The organism is Flagellimonas sp., assembly GCF_965601775.1.
GTDB lineage: Bacteria > Bacteroidota > Bacteroidia > Flavobacteriales > Flavobacteriaceae > Flagellimonas.
In genome coordinates, this window is record NZ_OZ271837.1 from 2,634,240 (window position 1) to 2,650,775 (window position 16,536).

At 40.1% G+C, this 16,536-nt stretch carries 15 protein-coding genes; 5 read left to right on the forward strand and 10 right to left on the reverse strand.

Annotated elements, in window-relative coordinates; all coding sequences use genetic code 11:
* Positions 1-101 precede the first annotated feature (101 nt).
* Positions 102-296 (forward strand): hypothetical protein, encoded by a 195-nt coding sequence (locus ACSLUF_RS12185; RefSeq protein WP_435623061.1) that lies wholly within the window; start codon positions 102-104, stop codon positions 294-296.
* 7 nt (positions 297-303) lie between these two features.
* Here ACSLUF_RS12185 and pyrF read toward each other — a convergent pair whose 3' ends face one another.
* The 9 genes from pyrF to ACSLUF_RS12230 all read right to left on the reverse strand — a co-directional run bounded on the left by pyrF (position 304) and on the right by ACSLUF_RS12230 (position 9,149).
* Positions 304-1,119 carry an orotidine-5'-phosphate decarboxylase gene (gene pyrF / locus ACSLUF_RS12190; protein ID WP_435623062.1) on the reverse strand — a complete coding sequence of 272 codons (816 nt, stop codon included), beginning with the start codon at positions 1,117-1,119 and terminating at the stop codon, positions 304-306.
* Positions 1,120-2,196, reverse strand: coding sequence for a peptide chain release factor 1 (prfA, locus tag ACSLUF_RS12195; protein WP_435623063.1), 1,077 nt, complete (start codon positions 2,194-2,196; stop codon positions 1,120-1,122). It lies immediately after the preceding gene.
* A gap of 67 nt (positions 2,197-2,263) precedes the next feature.
* A complete protein-coding gene (locus tag ACSLUF_RS12200; RefSeq protein WP_435623064.1) occupies positions 2,264-3,553 on the reverse strand; it encodes a DUF3570 domain-containing protein in 1,290 nt (429 codons plus the stop codon).
* A 6-nt stretch (positions 3,554-3,559) separates the two neighbouring features.
* The gene (locus tag ACSLUF_RS12205) at positions 3,560-3,769 is read right to left on the reverse strand and encodes a DUF4266 domain-containing protein (RefSeq protein ID WP_435623065.1); all 210 of its coding nucleotides are present in this window, start codon (positions 3,767-3,769) and stop codon (positions 3,560-3,562) included.
* Positions 3,770-3,778: 9 nt separating this feature from the next.
* Positions 3,779-4,780: an FAD:protein FMN transferase gene (locus ACSLUF_RS12210; protein ID WP_435623066.1), complete on the reverse strand. Its 1,002-nt coding sequence runs from the start codon at positions 4,778-4,780 to the stop codon at positions 3,779-3,781.
* A complete protein-coding gene (locus tag ACSLUF_RS12215) occupies positions 4,777-5,214 on the reverse strand; it encodes a thioredoxin family protein (RefSeq protein WP_435623067.1) in 438 nt (145 codons plus the stop codon). Before ACSLUF_RS12215 ends, ACSLUF_RS12210 begins: the two co-directional genes overlap by 4 nt.
* Before the next feature lie 2 nt (positions 5,215-5,216).
* Positions 5,217-5,684, reverse strand: coding sequence for a ubiquinol-cytochrome c reductase iron-sulfur subunit (locus ACSLUF_RS12220; RefSeq protein ID WP_435623068.1), 468 nt, complete (start codon positions 5,682-5,684; stop codon positions 5,217-5,219).
* Positions 5,685-5,738: 54 nt separating this feature from the next.
* Positions 5,739-6,917, reverse strand: coding sequence for an AIR synthase related protein (locus ACSLUF_RS12225; protein WP_435623069.1), 1,179 nt, complete (start codon positions 6,915-6,917; stop codon positions 5,739-5,741).
* A 54-nt stretch (positions 6,918-6,971) separates the two neighbouring features.
* Positions 6,972-9,149 (reverse strand): glutamine synthetase III, encoded by a 2,178-nt coding sequence (locus ACSLUF_RS12230; RefSeq protein ID WP_435623070.1) that lies wholly within the window; start codon positions 9,147-9,149, stop codon positions 6,972-6,974.
* Between the two features lie 214 nt (positions 9,150-9,363).
* Here ACSLUF_RS12230 and ACSLUF_RS12235 point away from each other — a divergent pair, with 214 nt between their 5' ends.
* Positions 9,364-10,374: a glutamine synthetase beta-grasp domain-containing protein gene (locus ACSLUF_RS12235; RefSeq protein WP_435623071.1), complete on the forward strand. Its 1,011-nt coding sequence runs from the start codon at positions 9,364-9,366 to the stop codon at positions 10,372-10,374.
* Positions 10,375-10,435: 61 nt separating this feature from the next.
* Here ACSLUF_RS12235 and ACSLUF_RS12240 read toward each other — a convergent pair whose 3' ends face one another.
* Positions 10,436-11,374 carry a calcium/sodium antiporter gene (locus ACSLUF_RS12240; RefSeq protein WP_435623072.1) on the reverse strand — a complete coding sequence of 313 codons (939 nt, stop codon included), beginning with the start codon at positions 11,372-11,374 and terminating at the stop codon, positions 10,436-10,438.
* A gap of 150 nt (positions 11,375-11,524) precedes the next feature.
* Between ACSLUF_RS12240 and ACSLUF_RS12245 the strand changes: the two genes are divergently transcribed.
* The 3 genes from ACSLUF_RS12245 (at position 11,525) to ACSLUF_RS12255 (ending at position 16,482) form a co-directional block, all read left to right on the forward strand.
* Positions 11,525-11,884, forward strand: coding sequence for a BlaI/MecI/CopY family transcriptional regulator (locus tag ACSLUF_RS12245; RefSeq protein WP_435623073.1), 360 nt, complete (start codon positions 11,525-11,527; stop codon positions 11,882-11,884).
* Entirely contained in the window at positions 11,881-13,992 is a 2,112-nt protein-coding gene (locus tag ACSLUF_RS12250) for a peptidoglycan DD-metalloendopeptidase family protein (protein WP_435623074.1), read from the forward strand. The genes ACSLUF_RS12245 and ACSLUF_RS12250 overlap by 4 nt, the downstream gene beginning before the upstream one ends.
* Before the next feature lie 708 nt (positions 13,993-14,700).
* Positions 14,701-16,482 (forward strand): DUF885 domain-containing protein, encoded by a 1,782-nt coding sequence (locus ACSLUF_RS12255; RefSeq protein WP_435623075.1) that lies wholly within the window; start codon positions 14,701-14,703, stop codon positions 16,480-16,482.
* Positions 16,483-16,536: the final 54 nt, after the last annotated feature.

The window sequence follows — 16,536 nt, forward strand, 5'->3', positions numbered from 1 at the left end:
AAATTTTAGATAAAGTACCTGATTTCTAGACGTATACATCTTGCTCTGCCCATCCAGAACTTGATTTTCAACGTATCTTTGATATAACAAATCTTATTGTCATGCAGAATCAATATTGTAAAGTGGGAACAATTACACCCATCACAAGTGGAAATCAAGCTGTAGCCGTTTTGAAATTCAGGTATCAAAGTTTTTTGGAGAAAGCTGCAGATGCCACTTACATAAACACGAACTTAGGTGAGTTTTTTAACCGCAAAGCACAAGAACTCAAGAAGGTACTTGAAACCTTAGCGTAAGTGACGCCTATTTTTCCAGGAATTTTTCCATTTGCTTCTGAAGCCTTAAAGCTTCTTTTCTAGCACTTTGTGCGAACTCTTCATTTTGAGAGGCATATAGGATACCTCTTGATGAGTTGATCAATAGTCCAACTTCGTCATTCATTCCATACCTACAAACTTCCTCCAAACTTCCACCTTGTGCTCCAACCCCAGGCACCAAAAAGAAGTTATTGGGTATTATTTCCCGAATTTCTTTCAAATAGGAAGCTTTTGTTGCCCCAATAACATACATAAGGTTTTGGGAGTTTTTATACTGACTTGAAGTCAGGATAACCTCTTTGTATAACTCCTTATTATCCAACATCTTGGTTTGAAAATCGAAGGCCCCCGCATTCGAAGTTAAGGCTAAAAGAATCGTGTGTTTATCCTCAAAGGCAAGAAAAGGCTCAACCGAATCCTTTCCCATATACGGTGCTACCGTAATGGAATCAAAATTTAGGGTTTCAAAAAAAGCTTTGGCATACCGCGTAGACGTATTTCCAATATCCCCTCGTTTGGCATCAGCTATGGTGAAAATTTCCGGATGGTTTTCGTTGAGGTACTCCATCGTCTTTTCCAATGACTGCCATCCGGCTAATCCATATGCTTCGTAAAAAGCAATATTGGGTTTATAGGCAACACAAATATCATGTGTGGCTTCGATTATGGCCTTATTGAATGCAAAAATGGGGTCTTCTTCCTCCAACAAATGCGGTGGAATCTTATCCAAATCCGTGTCCAATCCTACGCAGAGGAAGGACTTTTTCTGTTTGATTTGATTTACTAGAAATTCAGTGGTCATTTAGAATATCTCTGAAGCCTCCTTCAATTTTTCAGTATTTTCTACCAACATCAACTCATCTATTATCTTCTGAACGTCTCCATTGATTATATTTTGCAAATCATATAAGGTCAAACCAATGCGATGGTCGGTCACCCTTCCCTGTGGATAATTATACGTTCTGATTTTGGCAGAACGGTCACCACTACTTACTTGCGAATTTCGTTTGGCAGCATCTTCCTCCTGCTTTTTGGCCAATTCCAAATCATACAATCTTGACCGGAGTACCTTAAAGGCTTTCTCTTTGTTTTTATGTTGGGATTTTTGGTCTTGGCATTGGGCAACCAATCCCGTGGGCACGTGCGTAAGTCGTACTGCGGAATAGGTGGTATTCACTGATTGCCCTCCAGGTCCTGATGAACAGAAATAATCAATTCGTACATCTTTAGGGTCTATTTGGACATCAAAGTCTTCTGCCTCTGGAATTACCATTACGGTTGCCGCACTGGTATGTACCCGACCTTGGGTCTCTGTTTGGGGAACACGTTGCACGCGGTGTACGCCTGCTTCAAATTTTAAGGTTCCGTAGACATCTTCTCCACTTACCTCAAAATGAATTTCCTTATACCCTCCACTAGTTCCTTCGTTCAAATCAATAATATTGGTTTTCCAACCTTTGGACTCACAATACTTTGCATACATGCGATATAAATCTCCTGCAAAAATACTGGCTTCATCCCCTCCGGTTCCTGCCCGTATTTCCATCACCACATCTTTTTCATCCTCCGGGTCTTTGGGAATCAATAGAAATTTTATCTCTTCTTCAAGCTTGGGTAATGCTTCCTTGGCCTCATCCATTTGCATTTTGGCCATTTCTACCATTTCAGCATCACTCCCATCGGCAATAATCTCCTCAGCTTCTGTAAGGTTATTGGTCAACTCCACATACTGTTTGCGTTTATCCACCAATATTTTGAGGTCTTTGTATTCCTTGTTAAGCTTTACATATCGCTTTTGGTCGGCTATAATATCCGGTTGGATAATCAAGTCCGAAACCTCATCAAAACGCTGCTTAACAATATTCAGTTTATCGAGCATAAATCAATCTTCGTTGAAGGCACGAAGTTACAATTTTTGATGAGATTGTTTTCCGCTGAAAGAACCCTTAGTTACCTACAAAGGTGGTCCCCAAAGTAATAATGGATGCAGTAAGTCCATTGCTTCTGTCGTATTGGTTGAATCGTATATCTATACTTTTCAATCCAAAACTTAGGATTTGGGCTTTGCCCAAGATATCCTTGTATTGAACCCCAATGCCGTACTGATGCGCATCGTAGTCCGACAAATCAAAATCCGACGTGTAAAACTCAAATGTGGATTGTGCTACTTCCTTAGGAAAGAAATAATCGGCAGCAGTTTGGGTGTAATATCGATAGGTGGGATACACCGTGAATTTATCAGACAATTTAATAGGTGTCTCAATGCTGGCGGTATGTGAAACAATACCCCAGTCATCCCAATAAAAACGATAATACGAACGGAGCACGATAAAATCATTCAAATAATAGTTGAGCCTGCCTCCCAAGGGCAATTTTATTCTATTATCCGGAAGTCGTTCCACGTCGTCAGCCAATTGAAAGTCATCTATGAAAAAATCCTCAACATCCGCAAAATAAACCCTTTGAAAAGGGGTACTCAACAAACCATTTTGAGATACCACATCGGCAAACAAAGCCCCTTGCAGCCGTTTACTTAGTATTTGAGAAAAATTGAAAGAAACTGAATAGGAATTACGGTTTTCATTCTCGAATTCGGTAAATGCAGGGTTATACACTCCATTTCCCTCTATCCTATCATCAAAAAAACCACCACGCAATTCTATGGGATAAATAGCATTCCATTTGTCCAGAAACACCCTTGCTGAAACTGTCAATTCGGTGTTTTTCTGATTAAAAAGTTGGGTATAGCTACCACCAAAACCAACGGAGACATAATCGTACTCATTGGAAAAATACCCATTTATACTCCAAATGGAATTTCTATCCGTCGAACTATGCTGATAGGTAGGATTGATATAAACCAACTGGTCCCTTCTGGATTCACCGGAAGACGCATCGAAGGGAGTAACATTCAAATTAGTGCCGTCCAAAGGGTTTACGTTACTGGAAGAAGCCGAGGTGTACGCGGAAAGTCCAACATCCACAGTAAGAATGTCATTTTCGTTCATGGGAAGACGTAAAACCACCGTAGAGGTGGCATCGGTAAGTTCCTCTGTTCCTTCACCTCCAGTTACCGCCGCATTGTTTCCATCTTGACTATAGTAACTGAAAAGAAAATCGATTTCGCTGCTTTCCAAAACCCTTTTGGTGTAGGTGGCATTCGTTTGCTGAGCAGAAATCAATCCTACGGTCAGAAAAAGCAGTAAACCAAGTAACGTCTTTGGGGTTAATTCCATGTCAAATTAGTTACATCCGCAACCACCCCCGGTTTTACCGCCATTGGCACCAGCAGATGCCTCCCTGTAAATCTGGAAATTCGTTTCAAAACGTTCCATGCCCTTGGCACCCAATTGCATTTCTGCATCGTTCAGATAAATCATATCATACTCTCTCACAGCTACACATGAGCTTGAGAAAAGTAATATCACCACTAAAACAACCAGTATCCGCATGTTTTAAAATTATTGATTTTGTTCGAAAACCACTCCGGAGCTTTTATGAATTTTATTTTCGGAATCCACAACTACCGCTTCTACGCCATCCAATTGATTGATCATGTGCAAGCCTGTATCCCTTCCCATAACAAATACTGCAGTTGCCAAAGCATCGCAGAGTTCTACCTTTTTCGCAAAAATTGAAACGCTGTTCACCCCCGATGTGGGGTATCCTGTTCTTGGGTCGATGATGTGTGAATATTTTTTGCCCTGAAACACTACATATTTCTCGTAGTTTCCGGAAGTGGCTACTGATGATTCCACAACTGGAAGCCAGCTAAATACTTTTGATTTATCCAAAGGATTGGAAATACCTACCATCCATTTTCCTCCGTCAGCTTTGGTACCCCAGGTAGTCAAATCGCCAGAGGCATTGATGATTCCCGCTTTAACTTGTTTGGAAACCAATAACTCCTTGGCCTTATCTGCGGCATACCCTTTACCTATAGCGCCAAAACCTATTTTCATTCCTGATTTTGAAAGAAAAACGGTTTGATTTTCGGTATCCAATAAAATTTCTTGGTATCCAATTTTTGCTACTGAATTTGCAATTTCATTGGGGGATGGCATTCGGTTCATACTTCCATCAAATTGCCAAATCTTGTCCATAGAAGCATAGGTGATATCGAAAGCACCATCGGTAATTTCAGAAACCCTGATGGCTCTATCTATCAGGTTGAATAGCTCCTTCGATACTTTTACGGGTTTTATTCCCGCGTTTTGATTGATAAGTGACGTCTCAGAATTCTCATCCCAGGAAGAAATCATCTTTTCAATACGTTTGATTTCCGAGACCGCTTCATCAATATTGATATAACCAATATCCTCGTTAGGAGCCACCACAGTTATTTCAAACTGGGTTCCCATTAACTCCAACGATTTTTTTACCGAAACGTCATTATTTTCCTGAGCCATAACCCCGAACAGCGACAGATAAAAACTGACTAGGAGTATATGGACAGGTTTCATTTTAGGTAACCATTAAATAAGTCTAGGTATTTTTCGGGGGATTTCTTCTTGTCAAATCCTGTTTTTCCCAAGATGGATTCATTTTTATCCAATACCACTACCAAAGGGAAATGACCTTTAGGGTTATACTTTTCAGCTAGTCCCTTATTAGCATTTAATTTCTCCTGGGAAAGCGAGTTTTTCTTTTTCTTAGGAAAATCTGCATTGTATAAGACATAGTTATCTGATGCGAAACCTACAAATGCTTCAGAATCCAGAATCTTCTTTTTAAAGCGGATACATGGACCGCACCAATCGGAGCCTGAAAAAACAAGAACTATGGGCTTGTCTTCGGTATCCGCCTTGGTCAAAGCGTTTGTAAAGCTATCCTCCCAAAGTTGTGCTTGGGCAGAAAAAGTAAAAAACAGGCATGCTATAACTATTAACTTATTCATAACTAAACCATCAAAGATTCAAAAACTCGAAGGGTATTGGCATCCACAAGTTCAGTATTGAATACCCTTAGTGGATTGGATGTCACAGAATTTAGCGGTGTACCCTCTTGATTAAAACGCGACCCATGGGTTGAGCATCTAAAAATACCTCCATCCTCAGAAATGAAGCGTACCTCTTCCGTTTGTTGATGGCTACAAATCTGACTAGCCGCAATTAGTTCACCTTCTAGGTTTCTGGCCACAACAATATCGGTATATCCCAAGCCTGGGTCCGAACTAACTAAAATGAAGCCGCCGTTGGTTGCCAATGGGGCAGATTCAGCCGATGTTAAATCCACTGTGAAATCCACACCTTCGGGTTCAGGAAATTGTTCTAAATCTTCTGGACTGGAACATCCATTTAAACAAGGAAAAGTCAAGGCAAAAGCTGCACCAGCGCCAAGACTTCTTAAAAAATCTTTTCTTTCCATAGCGTAATTAATGGGGTTATTGTAAAAGAACGTGGAATTCAGGCAAATCGTATGCTAATACTCAAACCTGCCTAATGGACTTTCAATCGTTAATTTCTTGCTATCTGATGCTTCCACCCTACCAACGATTTGAGCGTCTACATTGAATTCTTTGGAAATGGAAATGATTTCCTTGGCAATCGAAGGATTTACATATAATTCCATGCGATGTCCACAATTGAAAACTTGGTACATTTCCTTCCAATCCGTACCGGATTGTTCTTGTATCAGTTTGAACAAGGGTGGGATTTCAAACAAGTTATCTTTGACCACATGTAAATCATCAATGAAATGTAAGATTTTGGTCTGTGCTCCTCCACTACAGTGCACCATCCCGTGAATCTCATTTTTAGGACATGAATCCAATACTTTTTTTATTATTGGGGCATAAGTTCGCGTAGGAGACAAAACCAACTGGCCTGCATCCAAAGGTGAGTTAAGTACTTTGTCAGTCAAACCGGTGTTCCCAGAATAGACTAACTCTTGAGGTACCAAAGGGTCAAAACTCTCAGGATACCGTTCGGCTAAATACTTGGAAAAAACGTCGTGCCGAGCGGAAGTAAGACCATTACTCCCCATCCCCCCATTATACTCGGACTCATAGCTTGCTTGACCATAGGATGCCAATCCAACAATAACATCCCCAGCTTGAATATTGGCATTGTCTATGACGTCTTCACGTTTCATTCGGGCCACCACGGTAGAATCAACAATAATGGTCCGTACCAAATCACCTACATCCGCAGTTTCACCTCCCGTGGAGTGAATGGAAATGCCGTGTTTCCCCAAATCAGATATCAACTCTTCCGTTCCGTTTATTATCGCAGAAATGACTTCACCGGGAATCAGGTTTTTATTTCTTCCGATAGTTGAGGAAAGCATAATATTGCCAGTAGCTCCAACGCATAACAAATCATCAATGTTCATGATCAAAGCATCCTGGGCTATTCCCCTCCAAACGGATAAATCCTCCGTCTCTTTCCAATACATATAGGCCAAGGAAGACTTTGTTCCTGCCCCATCCGCATGCATGACCACACAGTGCTCTGAATCACCGGTCAAATAATCAGGTACAATTTTGCAAAATGCCATAGGGAACAGTCCTTTGTCAATATTTTTTATGGCACTGTGCACATCTTCTTTGGACGCGGAGACACCTCGTAAATCGTATCGTTTGCTATTCTCTGAGGACATAAATCAGGTTTGCGCAAAAATAAATGAAAGTGATTTAAATGCTGGCTAAATCGACTATTTGGTAAATAATAATTCTGAATATTTTACAAAAGGCCATAAATCGTCAGCTATCAACTTTTCAAGTTGGTCCGATTGTTCCCGAATGGACTCAAAATAAGGCTTTACGTTAGAACAATAGGCCTGGGCCTTCCGATTGATGGTGGAAAGTGAGTTGGCTCTTTTCCTTGCCAATGTCATTTCTTCGGTCATTTTTCGAATATCAGTCATGTGGTTTCCAATTTGTTCCAATAGATTCAATTGGGTTTCCGCAACTTTTTTATGTGCCGCCCCATAAACTTCCTTCAGACCTTTAATATTTTCCAATAGCTCATTTTGATATCGGATACCGGCAGGAAGAATGTAATTGTAGACCATTTCTCCCAATACCCTTCCCTCTATTTGAATTTGAAAAATATAGGTCTCCAACTCCACTTCCTGATGTGCCGTGAGTTCAACTTCGCTCATCACATCCATCTCTTTGAACAAGGCAATACTCGATTTATCGGTGAGAATCTGAACGGCCTCAGGAGTATTTTGGTTATTGCTTAGCTTTCTCCTTTTAGCCTCCTCTTGCCATTCCTTTCCATACCCATCACCATCAAAACGAATTCGTTTAGAGGTTTTAATATACTCACGGAGAATATTGAAAACGGCTTCGTCCTTCTTTAAGTTCTTTTTATTGATTAATGCATCGACTTCTTTTTTAAAATCGGTAAGTTGTTTGGCCACGATGGTATTCAAGATGGTCATGGGTTTGGCGCAATTGGTTTTCGCTCCTACGCCCCGCATCTCAAATTTATTTCCTGTGAATGCAAAAGGTGATGTCCTATTTCTATCGGTATTGTCCAGCAAAATTTCTGGAATCTTACCGACCACATTGAGTTTGAGCTCAGTTTTTTCCTGAGGGGACAACTTTCCTTTGGAAACGCCTTCCAATTCATCCAATACATCAGTCAATTGCTTACCAATAAATATGGACAGTATGGATGGTGGAGCTTCATTACCTCCTAAACGGTAGTCGTTACTAGCTGATGCAATTGAAGAACGTAACAGCTCCTCATAGGTGTCTACTGCTTTTATCGTATTCACAAAAAAGGTCAAAAACTGGAGATTCTTCATGGGGGTAGTCCCTGGACTCAACAGATTCACCCCTGTATCGGTTGCCAAAGACCAGTTGTTGTGCTTTCCAGAACCATTTACTCCCGCGAAAGGTTTTTCATGAAAAAGTACCATGAAACCATGACGGTCCGCAATCTCCTCCATAACATCCATCAAAAGTAGGTTATGGTCCACCGATAAATTTGCTTCTTCATGCACTGGTGCCAGTTCAAACTGATTGGGTGCCACCTCATTATGTCTAGTTTTTACAGGTATTCCCAATTTGGTACATTCCTTCTCCAAGTCGCTCATAAAGGCTAAAGCTCTACTGGGAATCACGCCAAAATAATGATCATCCAGTTGCTGTCCTTTGGCCGCCTTGCTTCCTACCAAAGTTCTACCAGCCATCACGATATCCAAACGGGATTGTCCCAAGGCCTTATCCAACAGGAAATACTCTTGCTCCCATCCCAAAGTGGCATACACCTTTCGTACGTTCTTATCAAAATATTGGGCTACCGCAGTTGCCGCTTCATCCACTGCATGCAAAGCTCTCAACAAGGGTGCCTTATTATCTAAAGCTTCACCTGTATAGGCTACAAAAATTGTAGGAATACAAAGGGTTGTTTTATAAATGAATGCCGGAGAAGTCGGGTCCCAAGCCGTATATCCCCTAGCCTCAAAGGTATTCCGGATACCACCACTAGGAAAACTGGAGGCATCGGGTTCTTGTTGTACCAATTGTCTTCCGCCAAACTTTTCCATCGCACGTCCATCTGGCATAATATCAAAAAAAGCATCGTGCTTTTCTGCTGTAGAACCAGTTAAAGGTTGAAACCAATGGGTATAATGGGTGGCTCCCATGGATAGCGCCCACGCTTTCATACCCTCGGCAACTTGGTCGGCTATTTTGCGATCAATCTTTGTTCCTTGAAAAATGGCCGACTTGACCTTTTCCAACGCCTCTGTGGTTAGAAACTGACGCATTTTCTCTTCATTAAACACGTTCTTTCCAAAAAGTTCAGAACGTTTGCCCGTTTCTTGCACCGAGGTATGTTGTCGTTGACGGCTCTCAGCCAAAGCATCAAATCTCATTATGGTCTATGTTGTTTAAACAGCAAAGCTACAATTAACAATTTAATAATATTGGAAGAAAAAATTACTTTTTTTTCAATGAACCCTATCCAAAACAGGGGTAATATAAATAATGACCCGCACTTTGTTAATTTACCCCTTTAAAAGATATATTATTAAATGAAAAATATATTTTTGTCAATCATAAATTTGAGAACAAATAACTACCGGAATTATGAGCAAATCTAAATTAGAGTACATCTGGTTGGATGGTTATACACCCACAGCCAATATGAGAAGTAAGACAAAAATTGAAAAGGACTTCAGTGGAAAATTGGAAGACTGCCCCATGTGGTCTTTTGATGGGAGTTCTACCCAACAAGCCGAGGGTGGTTCTTCTGACTGCTTGCTTAAGCCCGTGGCCATTTATCCAGACCCTGCACGTAAGGATGGTTATTTGGTAATGGCAGAAGTTTTAAATCCTGATGGTACCCCCCACGCCTCAAACTCCAGAGCAACCATTGATGATGAAAATGATGATTTCTGGTTCGGTTTTGAGCAAGAGTACTTCATTATGGATACCGATACACAGTTGCCACTCGGATTCCCAATTGGTGGTTATCCAGGTCCTCAAGGCCTTTACTACTGTTCTGTTGGTGGGAAAAATACCTGGGGCCGTGAATTGGTTGAAAGACACGCAGATTTCTGTCTTGAAGCTGGGTTAAACTTTGAAGGCATCAACCAAGAAGTAGCTGCAGGACAATGGGAATTCCAAATTTTCGCAAAAGGTGCCAAGAGCGCTGGAGACCAAATTTGGGTTGCACGTTATATGTTGGATAGATTGACCGAAGAGTACGGGTATTACATTGAGTACCATCCAAAACCTATTAAAGGGGATTGGAACGGTTCAGGAATGCACGCCAACTTCTCTAACAGTGTTTTGAGAACTGCTGGAAAGAAGGAAACTTACGAAAAGATTTGTGAGGCCTTCAGACCTGTAACCAAGGAACACATTGAGGTATACGGTGAATTTAACGACCAACGTTTGACCGGTCTTCATGAGACGCAATCCATTAACGAATTTAGTTATGGGGTGTCCGATAGAGGAGCTTCCATTCGAATTCCAATTGCTACTGTTGAAAGTGGATGGAAAGGATGGTTAGAGGATAGAAGACCAGCTTCCAATGCTGACCCATACAAAGTGGCTGCACGAATTGTAAAAACTGTGAAGTCCGCAGACGTATAAGATAATAGATAGATTAGTTGTTGATTTGTAATGGTCGTTTTCTAAAAGAAGGCGGCCATTATTATTTTATGGTATTATAGACGAAGAATACGTAAAAGGCCAAAAGAATCAACCCATCCCGCCATCCCAGACGAAGTCCTTTGGGGAAGAAAACCAAAGGTAAAATCAAAAATGAGATACCCAACATCCAGAAAATATCGCTAGTTAGCAAACCTTGGTCCAAAACCGCAATAGGTGTTATGATTGAGGTGATTCCCAGTACCGCCAATAAGTTGAAAATGTTGGAACCTATTAGGTTTCCTAAAGAAATCGCCTTTTCCTTTTTTATTACTGCGATTACGGAGGCCGCCAATTCAGGAATACTTGTACCTACAGAAACTACGGTTATACCGATTACCCTATCACTAACCCCTAAAGCAGAAGCCATACCTACAGCGCCGTCAATCAACAATTCCGAGCCACCCCAGAGTGCCGTACCCCCTAAACCTAAAAACAAAGCGGTCTTATATAGAGGCAATGGGACGTCATCTTCCGGCATCTCATCTACAACGGCACTTTTTTGAAATCGAAGCAAATAGACCAAAAACAAAAAGAGGAAGACTACCATTATAATTCCCTCATGCTGCTGCAACTCTCCATCAAAATAAATAAATCCAACAAATAATAGGGATGCTGTCATCATTACCGGCCAATCTGTGGTGTAAAAGCTCTTACGAACATCAATACTTCCCAAAATAACGGTAACAGCAAGCACAAGCCCCAAGTTGGCAATATTGGAACCCACTACATTCCCAAGTGCCAGGTCGGGAAAACCATCAAGAGCTGCTTTGACACTAACTATCAGTTCTGGAGCTGATGTCGCAAAGGAAACGACGGTCATCCCAATCACGATTTTCGGAATCGACAATCTCAAAGAAAGGGCCACCGCTGCCTTTAGCAACCAATTTCCCCCTATTATCAATAAAAAAAGCCCGAGAAGTATAAAAAGTAGGTTTCCCAAATCCAGAGTTTGAAGCAAATATAGACCAAGTATTCATCATAAAGACATAGTGCTTCAAAAAGAAAAACTAGTAAAATAGTTAAATAACTATAAAAATAGTTGTTCAACTAAAAAAATAAGAATATGTTTGAAATCCAATTTTAAGAGGATATGCAAAAATTGACCAACAAAGAAGAGGAAATCATGAAAATCCTTTGGAGGCTCAAAAAAGCCTTTGTCAAGGAAGTCATGGCCGAAATGACCGATAACACACCGCATTACAACACCTTGTCCACCATTATCAGAAATCTGGAAGAAAAAGGATTTGTAGGACATGAGGTTTTTGGAAACACCCATAGATATTACCCTATCGTGAGCAAGGAAGAATACCGAAAGACCTTTGTCAATGCCACAATTGCGGATTACTACGGAAACTCCTACAAAAGTTTGGTGTCTTTCTTTGCCAAAGAGGAAAAGATATCAGTGGAAGAACTCAAAGAGATCATTAAACTCATAGAAAACAAAAAATGATGGAAAGTATTTTCATAATCCTTCTTAAATCCTCTTCGATTCTTTTTCTGTTTTTGCTCAGCTATCATCTTTTCTTGAAGAGAGAGACCTTTTTTTTGAGCAATCGTCTGTTTTTGATGTTGGGATTGGTTGCATCGTTTGTATTGCCCTTCGTTACCATTACCAAGACCATCTATGTGGAGAGAGCCCCGATGATGCAGGGAGACGTGGTACATTTTGGCACGATAGTAAACGCCATAGAGCCCGAAACCACTTTTAATTGGCAATCTACTGTTTTAGTAATTTATCTCCTTGGTGTTCTTGTTTTTGGTATTCGCCTCATTCTTCAATTGCTTGCCATACGAAAGATTAAGAAAAGAGGTCATGTTTCTTTGAAGGACAGCTGTTATCACGTGAAAACCGATAAATGGATATCTCCGTTTTCTTTTTTCAGATATATCTTTTATTTCCCACAGCAATTTAATTCTGAAGAGTTGAAGAGCATTATTGACCATGAGAAGATTCATGTTCGGCAGATTCATTCCTTGGATATCCTTTTTAGTGAAATTGTACATGTTCTTCAATGGTTCAATCCGGCCATCTGGCTTTACAAAACTGCCTTAAAACAAAATTTAGAATTCATTGCGGATTCGCAAGCTTGCGGCTCTGATCAGCAGAAAAAAGAATATCAGTATTTAATGCTGAAACAGGCCACTGGAAATCATAAAATTTCCATAGTCAATCCATTTTTTAATTCATTAATCAAAAAACGAATAGTCATGCTTAATCAAAGTAAATCCAAAAGAATCAATCTTTTAAAACTGCTTTTTATCCTTCCAATACTAGGTTTGTTTATGGCGGGATTCAACACCAAGGAAGTTGTCGCGTTCAACGATACTCCAAGTCTTCTTGAAACCTTGCCCAGCCCTCCTATTTCTTTTATTAGCCCTGTGAAAACTGAAGATATTAAACGTATTTCATCAGGTTTTGGCCCTGCAAGAAATCCATTTACGAATGATATGGATTTCCATAATGGTATTGATTTGGTTGCCAAAAGTGGGACAAAAGTTTTGGCCAGCGCAGAAGGCAAGGTAGAAATCAGCAAATCAAGCGCTCAAAACGGCAATTACATTGTTCTCAAGCACGAAGACGCTTATAGCACGAAGTACTTGCACTTAGAAGATAGAGTTGTAAAAGCTGGTGACAAAGTTCAAAAAGGACAACTGATTGGTCATGTTGGGAACACGGGTAAGTCAACAGGCCCACATTTACACTTTGAAGTACTTCAATTCAAAAAACCCTTAAATCCGGAAAGTCTTATCCCCTTTAAATCAACCAATCCAAGAACCACTTCTCTAAAAACACCTAAAAATCAGATTACAAAGGGTGAAACACGTTTCGAGTTCATTATCAAAAAGGAGACTACGGATGAAGAGTTGATGGAAATGAAAGCCAAATTAGCCCAGAGCGATGTCGATTTCTCCTATACCGTTGTGCACAATGAGTCCAATGAAATTATTGACATATCGGTACAGGTTACGGGAGAGGGTGAAAATGGGGAGGTTTTTAAAAATTCCTATAATTCCTCCAACAATCGAGGTATTTCACCTTTGGTTATATTCATTGATAAAGAAAATAATTTGGTATCTATTGGTTCGAAGGGTTCCTATAGCTCAACCAACACTAAGATAACCACGGATAACAACAAAATTTGGATTAGTTCCGGTTCTGGTGAAACCAAGGAAGTTGTCATTAAAAAAGAAAATGGTTCAAGTAAGGTCTTCATTAATGGGGAAGAGGTTGAAAAAGATGAACTTCATGAGCAGAACATTAGCATACGGGTTGATAGCAACGAAGATGAGGAAGGAAATGTTTTTATTATGAAAGACTCCGACGATGATAGTGATATTGAAGTTGTAACCGAGGAGGATGGTTTTTTCTTTATCGATACCGACGGTGAAGGCGACCCTCTTTATTTTATTGATGGCAAAAAGGTCACTAAAGAGGCTGTAAAGGAACTTTCTCCAAGCCAAATTAAGACCATGAATGTTCTAAAAGGCAAAGCAGCCCGAAAAAAGTACGGCAAAGCTGCAAAGGATGGTGTAATTGAAATCACCACCAAAAAGTAAAAATTACCTGCAATCAGACGATTTTTGGCTAGTCGAACCAGGCTTTTTTTAAGGGTCTGGTTTTTTCTTTCGGAAACGAATTGGGCAAAAAAGCCCCTTTTTTAAATGAAATGCCCCTTGGTTTTCAAAAAATCATGAAAAAACCCCCTTAAATTCTTACAGTTGATATACAAATAAACATTTTTTTATTACAAAAAATAACTTTTTCCAAGGAGGTCACATAAATATTGTAGAATAAATCATTTTTTTTACTACAATCTCGTATTCAATTGCATAGATTTTATTGTAATTCCTTGGAAACATGATGATTGTCATTCTATATTCGAATCTGTAACCGGTTAACAATTGAAGTATCAACCCTTAAAAAAATCAAATAGAATGATCGCCATTGCCAAATTTTTAGTCAATATATTAATCACCCTTATTGAAGTTATATTGTTTTAAATACCCTCATCAAGTAAAAGACAATTAGTCAATTCCGGTTACAGAGTATAATTAGCATCAATCAAATCATTATCAATCAAAAAACATCAATCAATCAAAAAACCATCAATCAAGTTTGACCAGTCAAAAACAAAAGTGCCGGAATAAAATTCAATTTGAGTTTTATTCCTGGTGCTTTTTAATTCTAATCAGAATCATTTAAAAATCCATTAAGAAGCAACATAGTCGTTTTTAGCTACCTTTAGCTACTTTAAACACACAGAAATGACTCATAAAATACTTTTTGGATTTCTTTTTTCCTTACTCCTTATTTCCTGTAAGTCAGAGCCAAAAGCTGAGACGTCTTTAGATGTCAGTACTGATTTTGCCGCAGTTTTGGATAGTTATTACGAAGACGGACTTAAATTGAACCCTGTTAATGCGACCATGGCAGGGGACCGCAGATACAATCATTTGTTTCCCAACGTACTTTCCAAAGATTTCAAAACAGAACTTAAACAACATTTTACATCCTACAAAGAGAAGTTGGGCCAATTTAATGACGCCGACCTGTCCCCCTCAGAACAAATGAGCAAGGCAGTACTGCAGTGGGAATGCGATATTAACTTAAACGAATTCAATTTCAATAAGGACCGAACACCCATAGACCAAATGTGGTCAATCAATCTTTTTATGGGTCAGTTGGCCAGTGGCGCTAGTGCGCAACCCTTTGCAACGGTAGAAGATTATGATAATTGGTTGAGCAGAGTGGATGGTTTTTTGTCTTGGATGGATTCTGCGGAATCAAAAATGCGCGAAGGGATGGAAACAGGTAATGTCTTGCCCAAATCCCTAATTGTCAAGGTGCTTCCCCAGTTGAAATCCCAAACCAATCCTGATTTGGAGAATCATCTGTTTTATAAACCGATTCTAAGTCTACCCGATAACATTTCGGCAACGGAGAAAGACCGTTTGACAGCTGTATACACAGATATGGTGCAAAATAAGGTGGTTCCCGCATACCAGAAACTGTACGATTTTATGAAAGACGTATACCTGCCCGTGGGAAGAGAATCCAGTGGCATTGATAGAATTCCCGATGGTAACGCCTACTACCAACATCAGATTAAGAAGTATACCACTACAAATATGACCGCTGATGAAATTCATCAACTGGGTCTAAGTGAAGTAAAGCGTATTCGTTCTGAAATGGAAAAAATCAAGGAACAAGTAGGTTTTGAAGGAGAGCTAAAAGCTTTCTTCGACTATGTAAGGAACAACCGGGAATTGATGCCATTTGAAGACCCCCAACAGGTCATTGATAACTTCAACGCCATTCATGAACGTATGAAACCCCAAATTGAAAAACTATTTGACATAAAGCCAAAAACTCCCTTTGAAGTCCGCAGAACAGAGGCCTTTAGAGAAAACTCAGCAAGTGCCGAATACAATCCCGGTTCTTTGGATGGTACGCGACCTGGTATTTTCTACACCCCTATCCCAGATGTAAAAAGGTACAATGTGTATTCCGATGAATCCCTTTTCCTGCATGAAGCCATTCCAGGACACCATTATCAAATTTCTTTGACCCAAGAAAGTACGGAACTTCCTAAATTCAGAAAAACTCTCTGGTACAGTGGTTACGGAGAAGGCTGGGCGCTGTATTGTGAATCCCTTGGAAAAGAGTTGGGACTCTACGAAGACCCCTATCAAGTTTTTGGAATGTTAGGCGCGGAGATGCATAGAGCGATTCGTTTGGTAGTGGATACTGGCTTACATGCCAAAGGATGGACGCGCGAGGAGGCCATTCAATATTCTCTCGATAATGAAGCCGAATCAGAGGCAAGCATTACCTCAGAAATTGAACGATATATAGCCAATCCAGGGCAGGCACTTTCCTATAAGATTGGGCAACTGAAAATACGGGAACTTCGCAAAAAAGCAAAGGAAACCCTTGGGGACAGTTTTGACATTCGTCAATTCCATAATCAAGTATTGGAAACAGGTTGTGTACCCTTGGCTGTTTTGGAGGATAAAATCAACGGCTGGATAGAAGCACAAAGCTAAATCACAAGATGGGTCACCTTGGTGGCCCATTCTTTTTTGATACCTATATTTGTA